General features: G+C 49.9%; 21 protein-coding genes. 12 read left to right on the top strand and 9 right to left on the bottom strand.

Features of this window, described 5'->3' with window-relative positions; translation table 11 throughout:
- The first annotated feature begins 193 nt into the window (after positions 1-193).
- Positions 194-799, top strand: a complete 606-nt coding sequence (locus JS578_04635; protein QRX64536.1) for an HAD family phosphatase — start codon at positions 194-196, stop codon at positions 797-799.
- A gap of 8 nt (positions 800-807) precedes the next feature.
- Here JS578_04635 and JS578_04630 read toward each other — a convergent pair whose 3' ends face one another.
- Complete coding sequence (locus JS578_04630) at positions 808-2043, bottom strand: FAD-binding oxidoreductase (protein ID QRX64535.1); 1236 nt, start codon at positions 2041-2043, stop codon at positions 808-810.
- Between the two features lie 365 nt (positions 2044-2408).
- Between JS578_04630 and JS578_04625 the strand changes: the two genes are divergently transcribed.
- Genes JS578_04625 through JS578_04610 form a run of 4 tightly spaced genes read left to right on the top strand, consistent with a single transcriptional unit; the run spans position 2409 to position 5964 of the window.
- Positions 2409-3701, top strand: a complete 1293-nt coding sequence (locus JS578_04625) for a methionine adenosyltransferase (protein QRX64534.1) — start codon at positions 2409-2411, stop codon at positions 3699-3701.
- Complete coding sequence (locus JS578_04620; GenBank protein QRX64533.1) at positions 3673-4278, top strand: TIGR00730 family Rossman fold protein; 606 nt, start codon at positions 3673-3675, stop codon at positions 4276-4278. The genes JS578_04625 and JS578_04620 overlap by 29 nt, the downstream gene beginning before the upstream one ends.
- Before the next feature lie 25 nt (positions 4279-4303).
- The gene (locus JS578_04615) at positions 4304-5203 is read left to right on the top strand and encodes a DUF4271 domain-containing protein (GenBank protein ID QRX64532.1); all 900 of its coding nucleotides are present in this window, start codon (positions 4304-4306) and stop codon (positions 5201-5203) included.
- Complete coding sequence (locus tag JS578_04610) at positions 5200-5964, top strand: uroporphyrinogen-III synthase (protein ID QRX64531.1); 765 nt, start codon at positions 5200-5202, stop codon at positions 5962-5964. The genes JS578_04615 and JS578_04610 overlap by 4 nt, the downstream gene beginning before the upstream one ends.
- Before the next feature lie 87 nt (positions 5965-6051).
- Here the strand turns inward: JS578_04610 and JS578_04605 are convergent, their stop codons facing one another.
- The 5 genes from JS578_04605 to JS578_04585 form a co-directional block, all read right to left on the bottom strand.
- On the bottom strand, positions 6052-6753 hold the full coding sequence (locus JS578_04605; GenBank protein ID QRX64530.1) for a TatD family hydrolase: 702 nt from the start codon (positions 6751-6753) through the stop codon (positions 6052-6054).
- Positions 6754-6756: 3 nt separating this feature from the next.
- Positions 6757-7020 (bottom strand): membrane protein insertion efficiency factor YidD, encoded by a 264-nt coding sequence (gene yidD / locus JS578_04600; protein ID QRX64918.1) that lies wholly within the window; start codon positions 7018-7020, stop codon positions 6757-6759.
- Positions 7021-7025: 5 nt separating this feature from the next.
- Positions 7026-7430, bottom strand: a complete 405-nt coding sequence (locus JS578_04595; GenBank protein ID QRX64529.1) for a ribonuclease P protein component — start codon at positions 7428-7430, stop codon at positions 7026-7028.
- A gap of 108 nt (positions 7431-7538) precedes the next feature.
- Positions 7539-8162 (bottom strand): ribonuclease H family protein, encoded by a 624-nt coding sequence (locus JS578_04590; protein QRX64528.1) that lies wholly within the window; start codon positions 8160-8162, stop codon positions 7539-7541.
- 10 nt (positions 8163-8172) lie between these two features.
- Positions 8173-8628: a hypothetical protein gene (locus tag JS578_04585; GenBank protein QRX64527.1), complete on the bottom strand. Its 456-nt coding sequence runs from the start codon at positions 8626-8628 to the stop codon at positions 8173-8175.
- Positions 8629-8796: 168 nt separating this feature from the next.
- Between JS578_04585 and JS578_04580 the strand changes: the two genes are divergently transcribed.
- Positions 8797-9966 carry an aminopeptidase gene (locus JS578_04580; protein ID QRX64526.1) on the top strand — a complete coding sequence of 390 codons (1170 nt, stop codon included), beginning with the start codon at positions 8797-8799 and terminating at the stop codon, positions 9964-9966.
- A 26-nt stretch (positions 9967-9992) separates the two neighbouring features.
- Positions 9993-11297 (top strand): UDP-N-acetylmuramoyl-tripeptide--D-alanyl-D-alanine ligase, encoded by a 1305-nt coding sequence (locus JS578_04575; GenBank protein ID QRX64525.1) that lies wholly within the window; start codon positions 9993-9995, stop codon positions 11295-11297.
- Positions 11298-11302: 5 nt separating this feature from the next.
- Here the strand turns inward: JS578_04575 and JS578_04570 are convergent, their stop codons facing one another.
- The 3 genes from JS578_04570 to JS578_04560 are packed head-to-tail and all read right to left on the bottom strand — an operon-like array spanning position 11303 to position 13375.
- Positions 11303-12436, bottom strand: a complete 1134-nt coding sequence (locus tag JS578_04570; GenBank protein QRX64524.1) for a metallophosphoesterase — start codon at positions 12434-12436, stop codon at positions 11303-11305.
- Between the two features lie 19 nt (positions 12437-12455).
- Positions 12456-13058 carry a lysine exporter LysO family protein gene (locus tag JS578_04565; protein ID QRX64523.1) on the bottom strand — a complete coding sequence of 201 codons (603 nt, stop codon included), beginning with the start codon at positions 13056-13058 and terminating at the stop codon, positions 12456-12458.
- A complete protein-coding gene (locus JS578_04560) occupies positions 13055-13375 on the bottom strand; it encodes a LysO family transporter (protein ID QRX64522.1) in 321 nt (106 codons plus the stop codon). The genes JS578_04565 and JS578_04560 overlap by 4 nt, the downstream gene beginning before the upstream one ends.
- A 143-nt stretch (positions 13376-13518) precedes the next feature.
- Here JS578_04560 and JS578_04555 point away from each other — a divergent pair, with 143 nt between their 5' ends.
- The 5 genes from JS578_04555 (at position 13519) to rfbB (ending at position 19375) form a co-directional block, all read left to right on the top strand.
- Positions 13519-16011: a TonB-dependent receptor gene (locus JS578_04555; protein ID QRX64521.1), complete on the top strand. Its 2493-nt coding sequence runs from the start codon at positions 13519-13521 to the stop codon at positions 16009-16011.
- Between the two features lie 76 nt (positions 16012-16087).
- A complete protein-coding gene (trmD, locus tag JS578_04550; protein ID QRX64520.1) occupies positions 16088-16768 on the top strand; it encodes a tRNA (guanosine(37)-N1)-methyltransferase TrmD in 681 nt (226 codons plus the stop codon).
- Positions 16769-16825: 57 nt separating this feature from the next.
- Positions 16826-17707 (top strand): glucose-1-phosphate thymidylyltransferase RfbA, encoded by an 882-nt coding sequence (gene rfbA, locus JS578_04545; protein QRX64519.1) that lies wholly within the window; start codon positions 16826-16828, stop codon positions 17705-17707.
- A 106-nt stretch (positions 17708-17813) separates the two neighbouring features.
- Entirely contained in the window at positions 17814-18341 is a 528-nt protein-coding gene (gene rfbC, locus JS578_04540) for a dTDP-4-dehydrorhamnose 3,5-epimerase (protein ID QRX64518.1), read from the top strand.
- The gene (gene rfbB / locus JS578_04535; protein ID QRX64517.1) at positions 18338-19375 is read left to right on the top strand and encodes a dTDP-glucose 4,6-dehydratase; all 1038 of its coding nucleotides are present in this window, start codon (positions 18338-18340) and stop codon (positions 19373-19375) included. The genes rfbC and rfbB overlap by 4 nt, the downstream gene beginning before the upstream one ends.
- Position 19376 lies beyond the last annotated feature (1 nt).

The following is a 19376-nucleotide window of genomic DNA, read 5'->3' as shown; positions in this document are numbered from 1 at the left end:
ATTTTTGGAGTGGATATAAGGGTGCTATAAGGGTGCAATAAGGCTAGAGGCTCTGAGAACCCTATTTAATCTCTGTCTCGTCCTGAAAAAGTGTTTCATCCAGAGGCATGATTTGGAGCTGTCACCGGTTGTGGCAATCAGAAAATATCCGTACCTTGTGCCCCACAATTCTTGATGACAAACGAAAAGCGGGATGAAGACAATCCGAAATATTGTGTTTGATTTTGGCGGGGTGCTGATCGACTGGAACCCCGTCTACCTTTATAGCGAGCTGTTTGAAACAGAAGCGGAGATGAACTATTTCCTGACCCATATCTGCCCCTACGACTGGAACCTCAGGCAGGATGCCGGCCGATCAATAGAGGTGGCTACGCGCGAGCGACAGGAGCGACATCCTGAATATGAGGAAGAAATTGGCTACTATTACGGCCGTTGGGAGGAGATGCTGGGTGGCACCATTGAGGCGAATGTGCAGCTCGTGGAACCGTTAAAAGCAAAATATCGTGTTTACGGCCTCACCAACTGGTCGGCAGAGACGCTGCCGCTGGCGATGCAGCGCTACGACTTTTTTTCAAAACTCGACGGGATCGTGGTTTCGGGTGAAGAGAAAATCGTGAAGCCTGATCCGGCATTGTATCGCATCCTGCTTGACCGCTATCAACTGAAAGCTGAAGAGTCACTCTTCATCGACGACAATGCAGCCAACATCGTAACAGCGCGAGAGTTGGGATTTCAGGCGGTACATCTCACGCCCGATCTGGATATGGAAGGATATCTCAGGGAGCAGGGAATCCTGTAGGGATCCCTTTATCGGTCGAAACGGTAATAGTGCAGCAATGGGTGATCCTCGCCTGCAAGGATTTTAAGCACCAGCTCCATCCCTTGCACCGAGAAGGTAATGCCGTTGCCCCCAAGCCCCAGCACAAAGATGGCGTTTGGGAAATCGGGATGTTCCCCGATGAAGGGCAGCCCATCCTTTGTCACCCCGAAAGCACCTGCCCAGGTGTAGTCCTCCAGGAAGGTGAGAGAGGGGAAGAGCTTCTCCAGCTTTTTGATCAGCTTGTCCCTTTTTTTGCCTTTCATCTTCTCACTCACCGGGTTGTATTTGAAGGGTATGTCTTCACCCCCCACCAACAGGCGACCATCGTCGGTTGTGCGAATGTAGATGTAGGGGTCGGCAGTATCCCAAATCAACAGATCTTTCAATTGCGGGTAGAGGTTGAAAGATTGCTCGCTGACGCAGGCAAAGGTGCTGATCACATCTGCATATTTCTTTCGGAACATTCGCAGCGTCTCGAAGCCGGTACAGAATACAATCCGCTTGCTGCGAATGAAAAATCCCTCTTCGGTGATGATCTTCACGTGATCCGGTTCGTATTGAAATTCTTTCACCGCTGTATGGTCGAACACCTGCATTCCTCCGGCATGATTGCGGCTGATCAGTTCATGTGCTGCACGAAACGCATCGATCGATGCTCCCTCTTCGGATAAGATGCCGGGTTGAGACTCCATGTTGTATCGCACGCTGATCTCTTCCGGGCTGAGCCAATCAACCCTGAAGCCATGCGCTTCTCTGTAGAGGTACTCCTTTTCCAGATCGGCTACCGCCTTCCCGGAGTGTGCCACCTGCAACGATTTTTTTCGCTCAAAACCGGCATCGATTCCCTCTTTCCGGAGCAGCGCTTCCAATATTTCAATGGCGTTTATGCCTTCCCTGTAACAGGTCACCGCGCCCTCTTCGCCTATTAACTCTGCCAACTTGTGCATCGGAACGTCGATCTCGTACTGCAACATTGATGTGGTAGCTGCCGTGCTTCCGTTGGCCACATCCCGCTTGTCGATCACCACTGTCTTATATCCGGCACGGTGAAGGGTATGGCTGATCAGTGCGCCGGTAATGCCGCTGCCAATTACGGCGATGTCGCAATCAATGTTTTCCTGCAGGGAGGGATAGCAATAGGGGATTCCGTTTTTCAGGAGCCAGAATGATTCGGGTGAACGCAGTTCCATGGGGGTGAATTTTGAATGATTGATCTTTCTCATTTATAACGATTCAGATCTCTTTTTTGTTTGCTCTTTCACCGGGTCTGAATGATGTGTCAGCCATTGGTAGTTGCAGGGTGAGGTGTAATATTTAACCAAATTACAGCTACACCAATCCATAATTTTATTACCTTTGTACCCTAAGATATGATGTGGACAGATTTGAGCTGCTTGCAACCACAGAAAAAAATGCTAAAAATGAATCCTGCATTTCTCTTTCTTATCGTTGACGCGGTCCGGCTCTCCATCTCAATTGTTTTTGACATTTTAATCATTGAACGGGTGATACTGTTCCCTTTTGTTTCGTTGGGTGATGCACCGAACGGCAAAACAGAGTGTGATCCCGCTGCTAAATTTCAGACGACATGAATTATTTATTTACTTCCGAGTCGGTGTCGGAAGGACATCCTGACAAGGTGGCCGACCAGATCTCCGATGCATTGCTGGATGAATTTCTGGCTCATGATCCCAGTTCAAAAGTTGCCTGTGAGACCCTGGTGACCACCGGGCAGGTGGTGCTTGCCGGTGAGGTGAAGTCGCAGACCTATGTTGATGTGGCCGAGGTGGCGCGTCAGGTGATTGCCACGATTGGTTACACCAAAAGTGAATACCGTTTTGAGGCAGAGTCGTGCGGTGTTTTCTCGAGCATTCACGAGCAGTCGGACGACATCAACCGGGGCGTGGATGCCGAGGTGCAGGGTGCCGGCGATCAGGGGATGATGTTCGGCTATGCCACCAACGAGACCGAGAGTTACATGCCGCTGCCCATCGACCTGAGTCATGCACTGATGCAGGAGCTGGCCAACATCCGCAAGAACCAGCCGGAACTGATGCCTTACCTTCGTCCCGATGCCAAGTCGCAGGTAACGGTGGAGTACAGTGAGGAGGGCACCCCTTTGCGTATTGACACCATCGTGATCTCCACACAACACGACGAGTTCGAGTTGCCTCGTGGCAACAGCCGGGAGGCTCAACTGGAGGCCGACAGGGAGATGCAGTCGCGCATACGGTCGGATGTGAAGACCATTCTGATCCCGCGAGTGAAAGCGCAATACAAGGGGCGTAAAGATATACAGCAGCTGTTTGAGGGAGAGATCACCTATCATGTCAACCCCACCGGAAAGTTCGTGATTGGCGGACCTCATGGCGACACCGGTCTGACCGGTAGAAAAATCATCGTTGACACCTATGGCGGCAAAGCTCCGCACGGCGGAGGTGCCTTCTCCGGCAAAGATCCTTCGAAGGTGGACCGCTCTGCAGCCTATGCCGCGCGCTATGTGGCCAAGAACATGGTGGCAGCGGGTGTTGCAGATGAGATGTTGATTCAGCTCTCCTATGCCATCGGTGTAGATGAACCCATCAGTATCTTCGTTGATACCTTCGGGAAGAGCAAGGTGAAGTTGTCGGACGGGGAGATTGCAAAGAAGATCAGGACAATGTTCGACTTGAAACCCCGTGCCATTGAAGAGCGTCTCAAGCTGCGCAATCCCATCTACTTCGAAACGGCTTCCTACGGCCATATGGGACGTACACCCCAGGTGGTGAAGAAGGAATTCAAATCGCGTTACATGCCTGATGTAAAAACAATGGAGGTGGAGCTGTTTACATGGGAAAAACTGGATTGTCTGGATGCGATCAGAAAAGAATTCGGAATATAACGTTCTGGTCTATTGTGCCTCCAGCAGCCTGATAGGGCCGGTATACACCCGGGCGGCAAGCCGCCTGGGTGAGCTGCTGGCAAAGAACGGGATCACCTGTGTGAACGGTGCCGGCAGAGAGGGATTGATGGGAGCGTTGAATGATGCTGTGCTGCAGCACGGGGGCAGGGTAAAGGGAATCATTCCCCGCTTCATGTCTGATGCAGGGTGGGGACATGATGAGCTCACCGAGCTGATCGTGACGGAGACCATTCACGAACGCAAAGCCCTGATGGCTCACACAGCCGATGCGGTGGTGGCGTTACCCGGTGGGATGGGGACGCTGGAAGAGCTGGCTGAGATCCTGACCTGGAAGCAACTTGGTTTGACCCGGCATCCGGTCATCTTGCTCAACACCGATCATTACTATGATCCGTTGCTCACTTTTTTCGAAAAGATGATTTCGGAACGTTTCATGCGGGATGATTCCCGCAGGATGTGGCTGGTGGCCGATACTCCGGAGGAGGTGATCGCGCTGTTGCAGAATTATCCGGAGTGGAATCCCGCTTTTGGTAAAAATACCCGAAAAGAGTTGTAAATTTGTGGTGAGACTTGCTTTGCCGATGAGACAACTGACAATCACACCCGATAGCGTTCCCTCCATTCCCTTTCACATCCTGAGAGCCGAGGAGGATTCATTGGTGTCGTTACCCATGGAGACCGCTTTGGGTCAGTATGAATATCTGCCTACCGACAGCAGTCGCCTTTTTTTTGTGCCTGACTCGGTTGCCGATGCTCCGCAACAACTCCTTGTCCCCTTCATGAGCGGTGATTCACTGCCATTCTACTCGCCACTCCAAACGCTTTTCTTTCTGATCTTTCTGCTCTGTTTCCTCCTGTTTGCCTTTTTCTACAACATGGAGGGGAGCTCATTTCAGGACAATTTCAGGAATGTGTTTATGCCGGGGAAATTGGCAACCCTCCTTAGAAAGGAGCAGGTAACCATTACGGAGGCATGGGGAGAACTGTTTTTGATCTTTCAGACCATGGCGATCAGTACTGTCGTGATTTTTCATGCCTTGTGGAATCATGGCCTCTCTTCGCTGGTACTTGCCGATCAACTGTTGGTACTCGCATCAATCATGGCCATTATCTCAATTCTTGCAGCTTTGAAGGTGCTTTCATACAGGTTAATCGGGACATTCTTCCTCTCGGCCGACATGAAAAGATGGGTCACTCAGTACACCCGTATGCTGGAGCTTATTGGCGTTGTCCTTTTCCTGCCGGCAGTCTGTTTTGTGTTTCTGCCTGAATACAAGGAGGTGTTGTTGATCGTCTTTGCCACCATCTTTCTGGTCTCCCGAATGATCATAATCATCGGGTTATTAAATATTTTTGTTAAAAATAAAATCGGTGGGTTCTATTTTTTTGTGTATCTTTGCGGCACTGAAATTGCGCCTTGGTTTCTATTCTATAAAGGAGCGCTTTCAATGGTAAATATTGCTGGAATTATTATAATATGAACGCCCGGAAAGTTAAAAAATTACTGATTTCACAACCCAAGCCCAACAGTGAGAGGTCACCCTATTACGACCTCGCTGAGAAGCATCACCTGGAGATTCACTTTTACCCTTTCATCAAGGTTGAACGAGTCTCGCTGAAGGAGTTTCGTCAACAACGGATCAACATCCTCGATTTCACAGCCGTCATCTTTACGGCCCGTACCGCTGTTGATAAGTTTTTCTCAATTTGTGAGGAGATGAAAATTACCATTCCCGAAACTATGAAGTATTTCTGTGTGTCGGAAACGGTGGCACTCTATCTTCAAAAATACATCGTTTACCGGAAACGAAAAATCTTTTTCAGTCAGACTGGCAAAATTGACGGCCTCAACAATGCTTTTGCCAAACATGCCAAGGAAAAGTTTCTTTTCCCTGTGCCGGAAGAGCACAACGATGAAGTGTGCAACTTCCTCAATGAGAAAAAGATAAACTACACCAAAAGTGTGATGTACCGCACGGTAAGCAATGAGTTCGAGGAAGATGAAAAACTCGATTATGACATGATCATCTTTTTCAGCCCTCTGGGGATTCATTCGTTGCTCTCCAACTTCCCCGACTTCAAACAGGGGACAATGGCCATCGGCTGCTTTGGGCACAGCACTGCCAAAACGGTGGAAGAGGTGGGGCTGCGTCTCGACTGTTTGGCGCCTCAGCCCGATTATCCCTCCATGGCCGCGGCGCTGGATGCATTTCTAAAAGAGAATCACAAGCACCATAGCTGATTAGCGCTGTTTGATATAAAAAACCGATGGCATTCGATCCGGAATAGCCATCGGTTTTTTTATGTTGTTGTTAGTTCTGAGATCTGTTTAATCCAATTCTTCCTCTTGATCCGGATAAAAAGGCTTTGGCGGATCGAGTGTGGGGAATATTCTTCTTACATTCTCCGCGATGCGTGAGGCAAATGCCTCCGTTTCCATGTTGAGTGAACGAGCTGCCTGCTGGTAAACCTCACGTATCGACATTTCATCTTCGTCGGTTTCGCAAAAGATGGCATCGAGCGGTATCAGCTGCATTGAATCCACGTTGATCTGGTCGCCCACCGAGAAGAGAAATCCCTCCCGGAGTAACTGCTCGGTAAGCTCCGGCTTGCCGCGATAGCCATGAATGATCCATGGTTGTCTGGGTTTTGTCTCGCGCCTCACCCTGATCAGCTCTTCCCAGGCTTTCACACAGTGAATGATCACAGGTTTTCCCAGCTTCTCCGACAACGCAATGTGTTTCTTGAAAACCGGTATCTGAATCTCAAAAGAGGGGCCTTTGAGACGGTCCAAACCGGTCTCGCCGATGGCGATGATGCGCGGATTGGGTGCTATCTCATTCAGATAGGCCATCTGTGTGTCGCTGTCTTCAGAGTACCACGGGTGAATTCCGCAGGAGAAGGCATGGCGGTTGTAAGATTCTTTGGCTACTTCAAACTCAAGGGGGTAAACATCGAAGATACACGAGTGATAGGGATCATCGTTCTCCTCGAGGAAAATCTGGTGTGTGTGTACGTCGTAAAATTCCATACGTTATTGTTCCTCTGCTTTCGTCTTCTTTTTCCTGTGTCTCGGTTCAGGTACCGGGTCATAACCCGAACCTCCCCAGGGATTACAGCTCAGTATGCGCCGTGCGGACAGGTAAAAACCCCGAAAGGGGCCATGTTTCTTCAATGCTTCTATCGTGTACTGTGAACAGGTAGGCGTGTAGCGACAGCTGGGCGGCGTGAGCGGTGAGATGACAGCCCGGTAGAAATAGACGGGGAGCAACAGGATCCACGTCAAAAGAGCTTTCAATTGTTTCACGTTGCTGCTGTTTGATTGATTCTTGCCAGTTCTCTGAAGGCCTTCACGATTCCTTTTTCAGTTGTGACAAAGTCGCTCGGTTCATCCCTGACATAAATAAATGCCACATCCAGATGTAGATTGTCTGCCGTCAACTGATTGATGAGTTGATTTTTGTGCAGCCGGTAGGCTTCTCTTGCCACTCTCTTCATCCTGTTGCGGTCTACTGCCCGTTTCAGTCGCTTCTTCGGGATGCTGATCAATACCGAAACCATTGTTGCGGATACTGCATCCCTTTTCAGCCATACTACCCTGAATGGATAGGCCATGAAAGAACTGCCATTGGCGAAGAGGGATTCAATCCTTTTTTCACCGCAGATCCGTTCCCTTTTCGCAAGTCTGAACCGTTCTCCTTCGTTCATAGATAAAAGCATTCCTCTGAAAGCAATTACGGGGCAAAGATAACTGTTTTTTGGTTGTAAATTAGGATAAATGAGACAAAAAAGAAATGAAGATTACCAATGCTTAAGCTATTTGCGTCCAAAGTCAGCCGGTATCTCTCCCCATTGTTTCGTTTCCCATTTCAGAAGTGGGTTGCTGAATTGGTTTTCCCGCAGCCACTTCTCCGCGCGGGCGATCCATTCAAATAAAATCCTGTTGCGCTCGGTTTGTTTCAGCTTGGTGTTGCATTTTTTCTTGGCGACCCATTTGAGGGCATTCGCACTGTCGGTGTAGACCGGTGTAGGTTTATCGTTCTTATGCAACAGCGCCAGCGCATGTACAATCGCCAGAAACTCACCGATGTTGTTGGTGCCCTCTTCGATTGGTCCCACACGGAAGAGCTCAGTGCCATCTTCAACCCATACCCCACGATACTCCATCAGTCCCGGGTTACCACTGCAGGCAGCATCTACTGCCAGGCTCTGACGGATAATTGAGGGATGAGAGGTGGATACTTCCCGCGGCCCTTTTTTCTTTGCTGCAAGGTGCTTCCAGGGGTTGTCGTTGAAGGCTTGTTCAGCCTCGGCACGCGATGGGAAAGATTTGTAGAGGGCATGGTCATACCCTGTTACCTCTGCTTTGCAGGCCTCCCATGAGTCGTATACCCCGGGCCTCACCCCTTGCCACACCACGTAATACTTTTTCTGAGCCATGAACAGCTGGTTACATCGATTCCAGAATGTAAGGAGTCAGATCTTTTTCAGTCATCGGATCGAGTGGTTTCTCCTCGATGGTGATGATGCTATCGACGATGAACTTGGTGTACCCACGCCAGGGAATAGGGGCGAAGTATTCGCGGTAGTGCAGTTGAACTATCTTACCGCTGGCTACCATCAACCGTTGGGCAATCTCCTTGTCTTCTACCGAAAAGTCGAACTGATTGGACTGGAGCCCCCCCGGCATGTCGGCACGGAATCCCGATTGAATCAGTTTTCCTTCATAGGTTTTAAATACCACCCCTTTGTATACCAGGTAATTCAGTTCGCCCGATTTTACGCCCGTACCAAACACGTAGTAGTATCGGACATATACAAATATCCCGAGGGCAAGGATCAGTATGCCGAGAAAGAGGGACCAACCCTTACGGCTTTTTTTCTTCTTTGGAGTCAGATCATCCATAAACAATGATTTATTGAGAGGGTAAAGGTACATCATTTTTCCGCTGTAAAGAGGAAGAATGGAGGAAAAAGTGGATGTTTTTACCCTATTTTGATTAACTTTGTGAGGAGTTAGATTCAACCTTAGAGTCTGTTATGGCTAAACCCAACTTAAAATAAAAAAGTTTTCATGAAAAAGATGTTTTTATTCCTATCCCTGTTGCTGAGTGCAGGAATGATGATGGCACAAAGTGCATACCAGTTTAAGGTAGTCAGAGAGAATCCTGTTACCTCGGTGAAAAACCAATCGAGCACGGGAACCTGCTGGAGCTTCTCGGGCGTGGCTTTTCTGGAGTCAGAGCTGCTTCGTATGGGAAAAGGAACATACGACCTTTCCGAGATGTACATCGTGAGGCGCAACTATGAAGATAAAGCGTTGAAGCATGCCCGTCTCCACGGCAACCTTAACTTCGCCCCCGGCGGCTCCTTTGCCGATGTGATTGAAACGCTCGATGCGTATGGAGTGATGCCTGATGAGGCATACCACGGTCTTCATTACGGATCGGAGACCCACAACCACGGAGAACTGGACAAGATTCTTAAAAGTTACATGGATGGTGTCATCGGTGCCCGCACCCTGTCACCCGTTTGGAACAAGGGTATCACCGGTATTCTGGACAGCTACCTGGGTGAGGTTCCTGAAATGTTTCAATACAATGGAAAAGAATATACGCCTCACAGCTTTGCCGCTGAACTGGGGTTGAAACAGGAGGATTACATTTCGCTCACCTCATTCACCCATCATCCTTTTTACAAGCCGTTTGCCGTTGAGGTGCCTGATAATTGGCGCTGGGCGCTCTCTTACAACCTGCCTGTTGATGAACTGATGAAGGTGATGGAGCAGGCGGTGATGAAGGGTTACACGATTGCATGGGCTTCTGATGTGAGTGAAGCAGGTTTCTCCCGCGAGGGTATTGCAATTGTTCCCGATGGGGAGGCACCTGAGAATGCCGGCAGCGACCAAGCCAAGTGGCTCGGCCTCAGTAGTCGGGAGAGAGATGCTGAAATCAGGACCCGCATCGGAAAAGAAATACTGGCAGAAAAAGAGATCACCCAGGAGATGCGTCAGGCGTCGTTCGATAATTATGCGACCACAGATGATCATGGCATGCAGATTTATGGAATTGCAGAAGACCAGAATGGCAACAGGTTCTTCATGGTGAAGAATTCATGGGGAGAAACAGGCCCCTACGATGGTTTCTGGTATGCATCCTACCCCTTTGTCAGCTACAAGACGTTGAGCATTGTGTTGCACAAGGATGCACTGCCTGCTTCCATCGCCCAAAAACTGGGCTTTTAACTTAGCGTCAATCAGCCTTAAGAGATATGCAGATTACTGAACTTTATTCGCTCTTCCTGCGCTATCCGTTGGTGACCACCGACTCGCGGATGTGTGAGAAGAACTCCATCTTTTTTGCCCTGAAAGGTGAGCGGTTCAATGGGAATCTTTTTGCTGAGAAGGCACTGGAGTCAGGATGTGCCTATGCAATTGTTGATGAGTGGAATGATGGTATGACTCCCAATGATCGGATCATACTGGTCGATGATGTGCTGGCTACACTCCAGCAGTTGGCTACTTACCACCGACGCAAATTGAAGATACCTGTAGTAGGTATTACCGGTACCAACGGGAAGACCACCACAAAGGAGCTTATTGCCGTTGGTCTTGCTCGCAAGTTTAAAGTGGCCTATACCCAGGGCAACTTCAACAACCATATCGGAGTGCCGCTAACCCTGCTCTCCATGAACCGCTCACATGAGATTGCAGTAGTGGAGATGGGCGCCAACCATCCGGGTGATATTCGTGAATTGTGCGAAATTGCCGAACCCGACTATGGACTCATCACCAACGTGGGGCAAGCTCACCTGGAGGGCTTTGGTTCGTTCGAAAAGCTGGTAGCCACCAAGGGTGAACTTTACGATTACCTTCGTGCACATGAGGGGAAAGTGTTCGTGAACAGGGAAAGTGCGATTCTGTATGATCTCTCGGAAGGGATGGATCGCATCCTCTACGGCAGGGATGATCCGTCACTTTTTGCCTCCGGCACACTGGCCGAGGCCACACCCTTCATGGAGTTCGACTGGCGTTTTTTCGATCGCTCCTTCCGTGTCCGTACCCGTTTGGTAGGTGAGTATAACTTTGACAACGCAATTGCTGCCGTTGCTGTATGCAAATTCTTTGGTATCAATGCGGAGAACATCAGCAGCGCGCTCGAGGCATATGAACCAAGTAACCATCGTTCACAGTTCAGGCGTAACGATCGCAACGACCTGATCATCGACGCCTATAATGCCAATCCAACGAGCATGAAAGCATCGGTTGGTTTTTTTGCTTCCATTCCTTCACCTTTGCCACGGGTGGTAATTCTGGGAGAGATGAAAGAGTTGGGTGAGGTGAGCGATGAGGAACATCAAAAGCTGATTCACTACCTGAGGGAACTGGCTTTCGACAGGGTTTATCTGGTGGGCGATTCATTCGCTCAATGGACAACTGCTGCCGACGGATTCCATTGTTACAGGGATGTGGATGAGTTGATAGCTATGCTACGCAGTGAGCCTATCAGCAACCATTATATCCTGCTGAAGGGGTCACATTCGGTGCATCTTGAGAAAGCAATCGATTACCTTTAAGTAAATCATTCGAAACGTACTCTAAGGAGGGCAATCTCCGATTGAGTACCCACACGATACTGGGGGCCGACCAACCCAAGACCTGAGGTGACATAGATATGTGTGTCACCTTTTTTCTTGTAGCCGTGTGCCACTTCGAAGATCCATTCTGTAATGAGATTGCCCGGAAAAGCCTGGCCATGGTGTGTGTGTCCGTACAGTGCAATGTCAATGCCTGCATCGGCCTCCTCGTCCAGGTTATCCGGTGTGTGATTGAGCAGGATCACCGGCTTTGTGTGGTCTAACCCCGAATTGGCCAGTAATTCCGCGGTCTGCTTGCGATGGGCGATCACTTTATCCTCGCGCCCTACCAGGTAGAAAGCGCTGTCGATCAACACCGCACTGTCGCGCAGCACAGAGATTCCCACATCATTCAACAATGAGATCTTTTCTTCACTGTCGTAACGGTACTCGTGGTTGCCGGTACAGGTGAAAACGCCTAGGGGAGCAGTAAGCCGCCGGAGTTCCTGATCCATCCCCTGCTGTAGTATCGGCTCGATCTGTGAGTCGAAGATGTCACCCACGAAAAGGATCATATCGGCTTGTTGTGCCATGATCAGATCCACGAATCGACGGGTGTGGTTGCGGTCAATCATCCAGCCAAGGTGCATGTCCCCAGCTACGACGATGCGCAGCGAGTCATGATTCCCCGCTTTCTTGTGGACTGTGACAGGAACCTGTTGCACCACGGGGTGCATGAAGCGGTATCGGCCATGTGCCAAGATGAGTGCCACCGCTAGTACCGGTAGGAGGAAGAGCAGTCTCTTTCTTCTGGGAGGCCAGTTGCGCATGGAGGTGAGGGGACGGTGCAATTGGTGGAGGAAGATCAGTGTGACCAGGTCGATGATCAGCCAGAGCCCTCCGCTGTATAGCAGGAAGAGCATCCAGCTGGTGCCTGTCACCCGTATCAGTTGTACCAACGGCTCAGGTAGATGGCGGTAGAGGAAAAAGCCTGTGACGTAGAACAGCAGCTCCGCAGCAAACAGAATCGATAAAATAATCCGTGCTGCTTTTTTTCCTTCAAAGACATGCCATCCCTTCAGGAAAACCAAGAGGTTGAGGGTGAGGTGAATGATGAAAGCGTTGATCAGTGCACGCATAAGCATTTCGTCATATGGGTTACAGACTCAGGAATAGCGATACCCAGAGCGGAACAGTGAAATCGATCACCATGCCGTGAAAGAGCGCTACCACGACGTATGGTTCACCGGAGTAGCGGGTAATAAAGGGCAGGGTGGTGTCCATGGTGGTGGCACCTCCCGCTGAGATGGGTGCCAACGGTCCGAAATATCGTACCATCCAGGGAGCAAAAACAAGAACGCTGAACTCACGCATTATGTTCGCCAGGAGCGCTACCGTCCCCAGCTCTGCACCTCTGAATTCAGTAATCAGGATGCTGGAGAGAGAATAGTAGGCGAATCCTGCTCCCACGCTCAGGCAGTCTGTAAGGCTCCGATCAGGCAGTATCAGGCTGATGAGTGATACCCCGGCGAAGGTGCCGAGGGTGGTGCCCAGCGGCAACAGCATGATCTTGATTCCATAACGTCCCAACACCCTGAACATGTTCCTGCCGGAACCGATCAGTATTCCTGCAAGGAAAAGCAACAGGTAGAGGATCCCTTTTGAGATGCGATCATCCAGCAAGGCTTCCGGTAGCACTCCTGTGATTGCTGCTATCACACCGACAGTAAAAAGAAGCAGATAGAGTATCGTCTGTTTCATCTCTTTGCTCGGGTGTTTTTTTTCGATTGAAGTGATACCTCATTACGACTGTGAAACGCTTTTTTGTATAACCAACCTGCAGCGATGAGGCTTCCCAGCGTACCGCCCAGGGTCAGCAGCAGCGCCTCCAGGCCGATGGAAGCAAACCTTGTTACCACCTCCCGGTTACTGCCCACCGCAATGCCCAGAAAGAGCAGTAGCAACATGATCACCAGGTTGAGCAACATCCCGGTTTTTTTTACAACCTTCTTTTGGCGCAACAGGTAACCTACTGCGATGCCGCTCAGGACAGAGAAAAATACAGGGATGATTGTCATTGGTTTCGGAGTTTTTGCAAAAATAGTGAAAAATGTGATGCTCTTTACTAATTATTCGTAACACTCATCTTTAATGGTTGTCCTATTTACGATTTAATATGTACTTTTAACCCTTTGTTGCGATACGTAAAAATCAATTTTTAATGAAACAAACAATTATTCTTATCCTGCTTCATCTATTAGCAGCCTTCTCATATGCTGATTCCGTTACTGTTAAAGGAAAGCTGGTGGCGGAAGCAGACAATGCAGCTCTACCCTATGCCACCATCTCTGTTGCCAGGGAAGATATGCCCACCAACGTAATTCGTAAGATGGCTACCGATGAGACAGGAACTTTTACAACAACATTGAGCCCAGGAAGTTATATCTTCACTTTTCATTTTGTAGGCATGGCTGAAGCCGTGAAGAAGGCGGAGGTTGCCGCATCACAGGATCCCTTCGACATGGGAGTGATTGCAATGAGTGAGAGCAGCAGGCTGCTGGATGAGCTGAGCGTGACAGCCCAGGCACCGCTGGTGAAGGTTGATATCGATAAGCTCACCTATAGTGCCAAGGATGACCCTGAAGCCTCTACTTCCAATGTGTTGGACCTGTTACGTAAAGTGCCCCTTGTCACCATCGACGGGGAGGAGAACATTCAGCTGAAAGGTTCTTCCAACTTCAAGATCTACCTCAACGGTAAACCTTCCAACATGATCTCATCCAATCCTGCACAGGTGTTGAAGAGTATGCCTGCCAGCAGTATCAAGGATGTGGAGGTGATCACAGATCCCGGGGCGAAGTATGATGCCGAAGGAGTGGGAGGAATCATCAATATCATCACCGACAAACGGGTGGATGATGGCTATACCGGCTCCGTTGGTGCCAACGGCAATACCTTTGGTGGCTATGGCGGCAATGCATACCTGGCTACCAAGTATGGTAAGGTGGGTTTCACCGGTAATGCCTCCTATTTTCAACATGCTCAACCTGTTTCAGAGTCGGAATTTTACCGTGAGGAGTTCAACCCGCAGAATAACCTGACCCAAAAAGGAAGTAGTGAGAGTGATGGGGGTGGACTGTTCTTTACCACTGCACTCAGCTATGAACCCGATACAGCAAACCTGTTCAATCTCTCTCTCTCCCGTTTCGGAGGTAAATTCAACTCCCTTTCCGTGCAGGATGCTGTTTCCCAAGGTAGTCGTAACTACAGCTATCAGTCACGGAGCAACAGCATCTCTCAGTTTGGGGGATTGAACCTTGCTGCCGATTACCAGAGAAACTTCAAGAGAAAGGGAGAGTTGCTTACGCTCTCTTACCGCTTGGAGCATGACCCCAACGACAGTGAATATGAAAGTGCGTACAACGACGTGAAGGGTGACTTCTATTATCCAAATGGGTATAAACAGAGAAGCGAGAACAATGCCGGTGGGAGTGAGTATACCGGTCAGTTGGATTACGTGAACCCGCTTAACGGCAAACACAATATTGAAGCAGGATTAAAGTATATATTCAGAGACAACAGCAGCCGGGGAGATCATTCTTATTATTTGGGGAGTGGTGACTGGATGCCTGATCCAGGCAGGCTAAACGACCTCGATCACCTGCAGCGCATCACCTCGGGATATGCCGGTTATGCCTACCGGCAGGGTAAAATGGGGTTGAAGGTAGGTCTGCGTGGTGAAAATACCAATCAGGAGATTCATTACATGAACAACGACCTGGATACCATCATACACACTTCTTTCTTCGACCTGGTGCCCTCGTTGACCTTCTCCTACCAATTGGGGATGACACAGACACTCCGCGGTGGTTACAACATGCGCATCTCCCGTCCCGGCATCTGGTATCTAAATCCCTACATCGACGATATGGATCCCAACAACATCAGTTACGGAAATCCGGAGCTGGATGGCGAGCAACAACATAATTTCAACATCAATTATGGCTCTTTTTCGCAAAAGATCAACTTCAACGCGACTGTCAGCTATGCTTTCACACGCAATGCCGTGACACGCTACAGCTTCATCCCCCCGGGTGATCCCAACAGCAGTAATGAGAGTTTCAGGCGCGATGGGGTGACACACAATACCTACGCCAATATCGGCCGCAACCAGATGGTGGGTACCAACCTCTACGTTAGCTGGACCCCCACACCTGTAATTCGCACCTACCTGAACGGGGGAGTCAGTTATACCGATATCCAGAGTACTGAGAACGATCAGCTGCGTAACAGTGGCCTCTCAGGACGCGCTTATGGCGGTTTCTCATGGACATTACCCAAGGATCTGAGGCTGGGAGCCAACAGTGGTATATTCCTGAACCAGGTGCAGCTTCAGACCGATCAGTCTCCCTACTATTTCTACTCATTCAGCGTGATGAAGAGCATGTTCAACAACAAGCTCGACCTTTCACTGAATGTTCAGAATTTCCTCTCCAAGTCGCAGAAAATGACCAGTACCACTACCGGCCCCGGTTTCCGTCAGGAGAGCCTCAATTACCAGCCGATGCGCAACCTGAGGCTGAGTGTAACCTACCGCTTCGGTGAACTGAAATCTTCCATGAGACGTGTACAGCGCGGCATCGTGAACGATGATGTGATGGAGGGGGAAAGTAATACCCAGCAGGCTGCTTCAGGAACAGTTTCAGGAGAGTGATGTGTTATTGAAAGAAAAATGCTATATTTGAAGGCTGTTCTTTCGGAGAAGAGAACAGCCTTTTATCATTGGACAAATGAGAATTGACATTATCACCGTGCTGCCTGAGATGATTCAGGGAGCTCTACATACCAGTATCCTGAAGAGGTCGCAGGAAAAAGGATTGGCTCAGTTTGAGCTGCACAACCTGCGTGATTATACGCTAGACAAACACCGCCGGGTAGACGACTACCCTTTTGGCGGGGAGGCTGGAATGGTGTTGCAGATAGAACCGATTGACCGGGCCATCTCCCACCTGAAATCAGAACGGGACTACGATGAGGTGATCTTCACCACTCCCGATGGTGAGCAATTCACCCAGTCGATAGCTAACGAGCTGTCGCTGAAACAAAATATCATCATCCTTTGCGGTCACTACAAGGGGATCGATTACCGGGTGAGGGAGCATCTGATCACACGTGAGATATCAATAGGTGATTTCGTACTTACAGGCGGAGAACTGGCTGCCGCCATGATTGCCGATGCAGTGGTGCGTCTCATCCCCGGCGTGATTGGCGATGAGCAATCGGCTCTCTCCGACTCTTTTCAAGATGGGCTGCTGGCACCGCCGGTGTATACACGCCCTGCCGAGTATAAGGGGTGGAGGGTGCCAGATGTGTTGCTCTCAGGACATGAGCGAAAGATTCAGGAATGGCGTCTGGAGCAGTCGGTGGAACGCACTCGTCGTTTACGTCCCGATTTGCCGGGTCATGGATAACAAATTACACGTTCTTTTGATTACCTTTACAGCACGAATTGTAACAAGGAATTGATTATGAAAGGCATTGTATTGGCAGGAGGATCTGGTACGCGGCTCTATCCGATCACCAAGGGTGTTTCCAAGCAACTCTTACCCGTCTTCGACAAACCGATGATTTACTATCCCATCTCGGCACTGATGCTGGCCGGTATCCGCGAGATACTGATCATCTCCACACCGGCCGACCTGCCCTCATTCCAGCGCTTGCTGGGTGACGGATCTGATTGTGGTCTCCAATTCTCCTACGCGGAACAACCCTCTCCCGACGGATTGGCACAAGCCTTCCTGATTGGCCGCTCGTTCATCGGAAAGGATGCAGTATGCCTCGTGCTGGGAGACAATATCTTCTATGGACAGGGCTTTCCCTCCATGTTACGCAAGGCTGCCCTCGATGCCGAGGAGAACAATAAGGCTACCGTGTTCGGATATTACGTGCAGTCTCCTGAACGTTATGGCGTGGCACATTTCAACGACCGCGGTGAGGTGCTGGGTATCGAAGAGAAGCCTCTGTCACCCAAATCAAACTGGGCTGTGACAGGGCTCTATTTTTACCCCAACAGTGTGGTGGAGATTGCTGCTGCTGTGAGACCATCTGCCCGGGGGGAGCTGGAGATCACCTCTGTAAACCAGGCTTACCTGGAAAAGGGAGAGTTGCTCTTGCAGCGCTTCGGCAGGGGCTTTGCCTGGCTGGATACCGGAACGCACGATTCGCTGGCGGAGGCTTCCACCTTTATTGAGGTGCTGGAGAAACGTCAGGGGTTGAAGATCGCCTGCCTCGAAGAGATTGCCTGGAACAATGGGTGGATCACTGACGAAAATCTGGAACGCATTGCCGAACCAATGAAGAAAAACCAGTATGGTCAATACCTGCTCCAGTTGATCGACACCAGGTTGTGATTTTTTTTATTGGGTAATCACTTGCCAAAAGATAGATTCCGGATTAATGTTGAACAAGCTGAAAGCACTTTGCTGACGGCTGATAGCAGATTGTAGATTGCAGACAATGAAAATACATAAAACAAATATTGAAGGAGTACTGATCATCGAACCCAGGGTATTTGGCGATGAGCGGGGTTACTTCTTTGAGTCATACTCACAAAGAGAATTTGAGGAGAAGGTCTGTCAGACAAGCTTTGTGCAGGATAATGAGAGCAAATCAAAGTATGGTGTGGTGAGAGGGCTTCACTTTCAGCGGGCCCCGTATGAGCAGGCCAAGCTTGTGAGGGTGATCACCGGCCGTGTACTGGATGTTGCTGTTGACATCCGTGAAGGGTCACCCACCTTTGGTCAGTATGTATCCACGGAGCTGTCGGGAGAGAACAAGCGACAGCTCTTCATCCCGCGTGGTTTTGCTCATGGCTTCGCTGTGCTGAGCGAAGAGGTGATTTTTCATTATAAATGTGACAATTATTATGCACCTCCCTACGAAGGTGCCATCAGGTGGGATGATCCGAAGCTTGCCATCGATTGGATGCTGCCGCGGGAGGACATCATCCTCTCTGAGAAAGACAAAAACAACCCACTGCTATGAAGACTATTTTAATCACGGGAGGAGCCGGTTTTATCGGTTCACATTTGGTTCGCCGTTTCGTAAACCATTATCCGGGTACCCGGATCATCAACCTCGACCTGCTCACCTATGCCGGTAACCTCTCAAACCTGGAAGATGTGGCTGACAAACCCAACTACCTCTTTTTGCAGGCTGATATCTGTGATTTTGAGCAGATGAGGAAACTCTTTTCGCAACATGAGGTGGAAGGGGTGATTCACCTCGCTGCGGAAAGCCATGTGGACCGCTCAATCACCGATCCCTTCTCCTTTGCACGCACCAATGTGATGGGTACGCTTAACCTGTTGCAGGCGGCACGTGAACAGTGGGGAGACCAACATCACGATAGACTCTTTTATCATGTCTCTACCGATGAGGTCTATGGTGCCTTGCCCCTGGGGGAAGGATTCTTTACCGAGGAAAGCCGCTATGAGCCACATAGCCCCTATTCCGCTTCAAAAGCGTCGTCCGACCATTTCGTGCGTGCTTACCACGACACCTACAGGTTGCCGGTGGTAATCTCCAACTGCTCCAACAACTACGGCCCCAATCAATTCCCTGAGAAACTGATACCCCTCTTCATCCGGAATATACGGGAAAACAAATCGCTGCCGGTCTACGGCAAGGGTGAGAACGTTCGCGACTGGCTCTACGTGGAAGATCATGCAGCTGCTATTGATCTGATCTTTCACCGTGGAAGGGTGGGAGAGACCTACAACATCGGCGGCTGGAACGAATGGCGCAACATCGACCTGATAAGACTGCTGATCAAAACGGTAGACAGGCAGCTGGGACGTCCGGCCGGTGCTTCCGATCATCTTATCACCTATGTCACGGACCGTGCGGGTCATGATCTTCGCTATGCCATCGACGCCACCAAGATCAGGAAGGAGTTGGGGTGGGAGCCTTCGCTCCGCTTTGAGGAAGGCATAGAGAAGACGGTAGAGTGGTATCTCAATCACCAGCAGTGGCTCGATGACATTGCCAGCGGAGCCTATCAACAAAGAGAGGTGTAAG

This window comes from Dysgonomonadaceae bacterium zrk40, from assembly GCA_016916535.1.
Classification (GTDB): Bacteria; Bacteroidota; Bacteroidia; order Bacteroidales; family Dysgonomonadaceae; genus Proteiniphilum.
The sequence above is the reverse complement of the archived record's forward strand: the minus strand, read 5'-3'. Positions and strand labels throughout refer to the sequence as shown.

Bases quoted from the DNA above. Each gene is read 5' to 3' on its own strand.
- JS578_04635 (QRX64536.1), top strand. From the start codon at position 194: ATGAAGACAATCCGAAATATTGTGTTTGATTTTGGCGGGGTGCTGATC.
- JS578_04630 (QRX64535.1), bottom strand. From the start codon at position 2,043: ATGAGAAAGATCAATCATTCAAAATTCACCCCCATGGAACTGCGTTCA.
- JS578_04625 (QRX64534.1), top strand. From the start codon at position 2,409: ATGAATTATTTATTTACTTCCGAGTCGGTGTCGGAAGGACATCCTGAC.
- JS578_04620 (QRX64533.1), top strand. From the start codon at position 3,673: ATGCGATCAGAAAAGAATTCGGAATATAACGTTCTGGTCTATTGTGCC.
- JS578_04615 (QRX64532.1), top strand. From the start codon at position 4,304: ATGAGACAACTGACAATCACACCCGATAGCGTTCCCTCCATTCCCTTT.
- JS578_04610 (QRX64531.1), top strand. From the start codon at position 5,200: ATGAACGCCCGGAAAGTTAAAAAATTACTGATTTCACAACCCAAGCCC.
- JS578_04605 (QRX64530.1), bottom strand. From the start codon at position 6,753: ATGGAATTTTACGACGTACACACACACCAGATTTTCCTCGAGGAGAAC.
- JS578_04595 (QRX64529.1), bottom strand. From the start codon at position 7,430: ATGAACGAAGGAGAACGGTTCAGACTTGCGAAAAGGGAACGGATCTGC.
- JS578_04590 (QRX64528.1), bottom strand. From the start codon at position 8,162: ATGGCTCAGAAAAAGTATTACGTGGTGTGGCAAGGGGTGAGGCCCGGG.
- JS578_04585 (QRX64527.1), bottom strand. From the start codon at position 8,628: ATGGATGATCTGACTCCAAAGAAGAAAAAAAGCCGTAAGGGTTGGTCC.
- JS578_04580 (QRX64526.1), top strand. From the start codon at position 8,797: ATGAAAAAGATGTTTTTATTCCTATCCCTGTTGCTGAGTGCAGGAATG.
- JS578_04575 (QRX64525.1), top strand. From the start codon at position 9,993: ATGCAGATTACTGAACTTTATTCGCTCTTCCTGCGCTATCCGTTGGTG.
- JS578_04570 (QRX64524.1), bottom strand. From the start codon at position 12,436: ATGCGTGCACTGATCAACGCTTTCATCATTCACCTCACCCTCAACCTC.
- JS578_04565 (QRX64523.1), bottom strand. From the start codon at position 13,058: ATGAAACAGACGATACTCTATCTGCTTCTTTTTACTGTCGGTGTGATA.
- JS578_04560 (QRX64522.1), bottom strand. From the start codon at position 13,375: ATGACAATCATCCCTGTATTTTTCTCTGTCCTGAGCGGCATCGCAGTA.
- JS578_04555 (QRX64521.1), top strand. From the start codon at position 13,519: ATGAAACAAACAATTATTCTTATCCTGCTTCATCTATTAGCAGCCTTC.
- trmD (QRX64520.1), top strand. From the start codon at position 16,088: ATGAGAATTGACATTATCACCGTGCTGCCTGAGATGATTCAGGGAGCT.
- rfbA (QRX64519.1), top strand. From the start codon at position 16,826: ATGAAAGGCATTGTATTGGCAGGAGGATCTGGTACGCGGCTCTATCCG.
- rfbC (QRX64518.1), top strand. From the start codon at position 17,814: ATGAAAATACATAAAACAAATATTGAAGGAGTACTGATCATCGAACCC.
- rfbB (QRX64517.1), top strand. From the start codon at position 18,338: ATGAAGACTATTTTAATCACGGGAGGAGCCGGTTTTATCGGTTCACAT.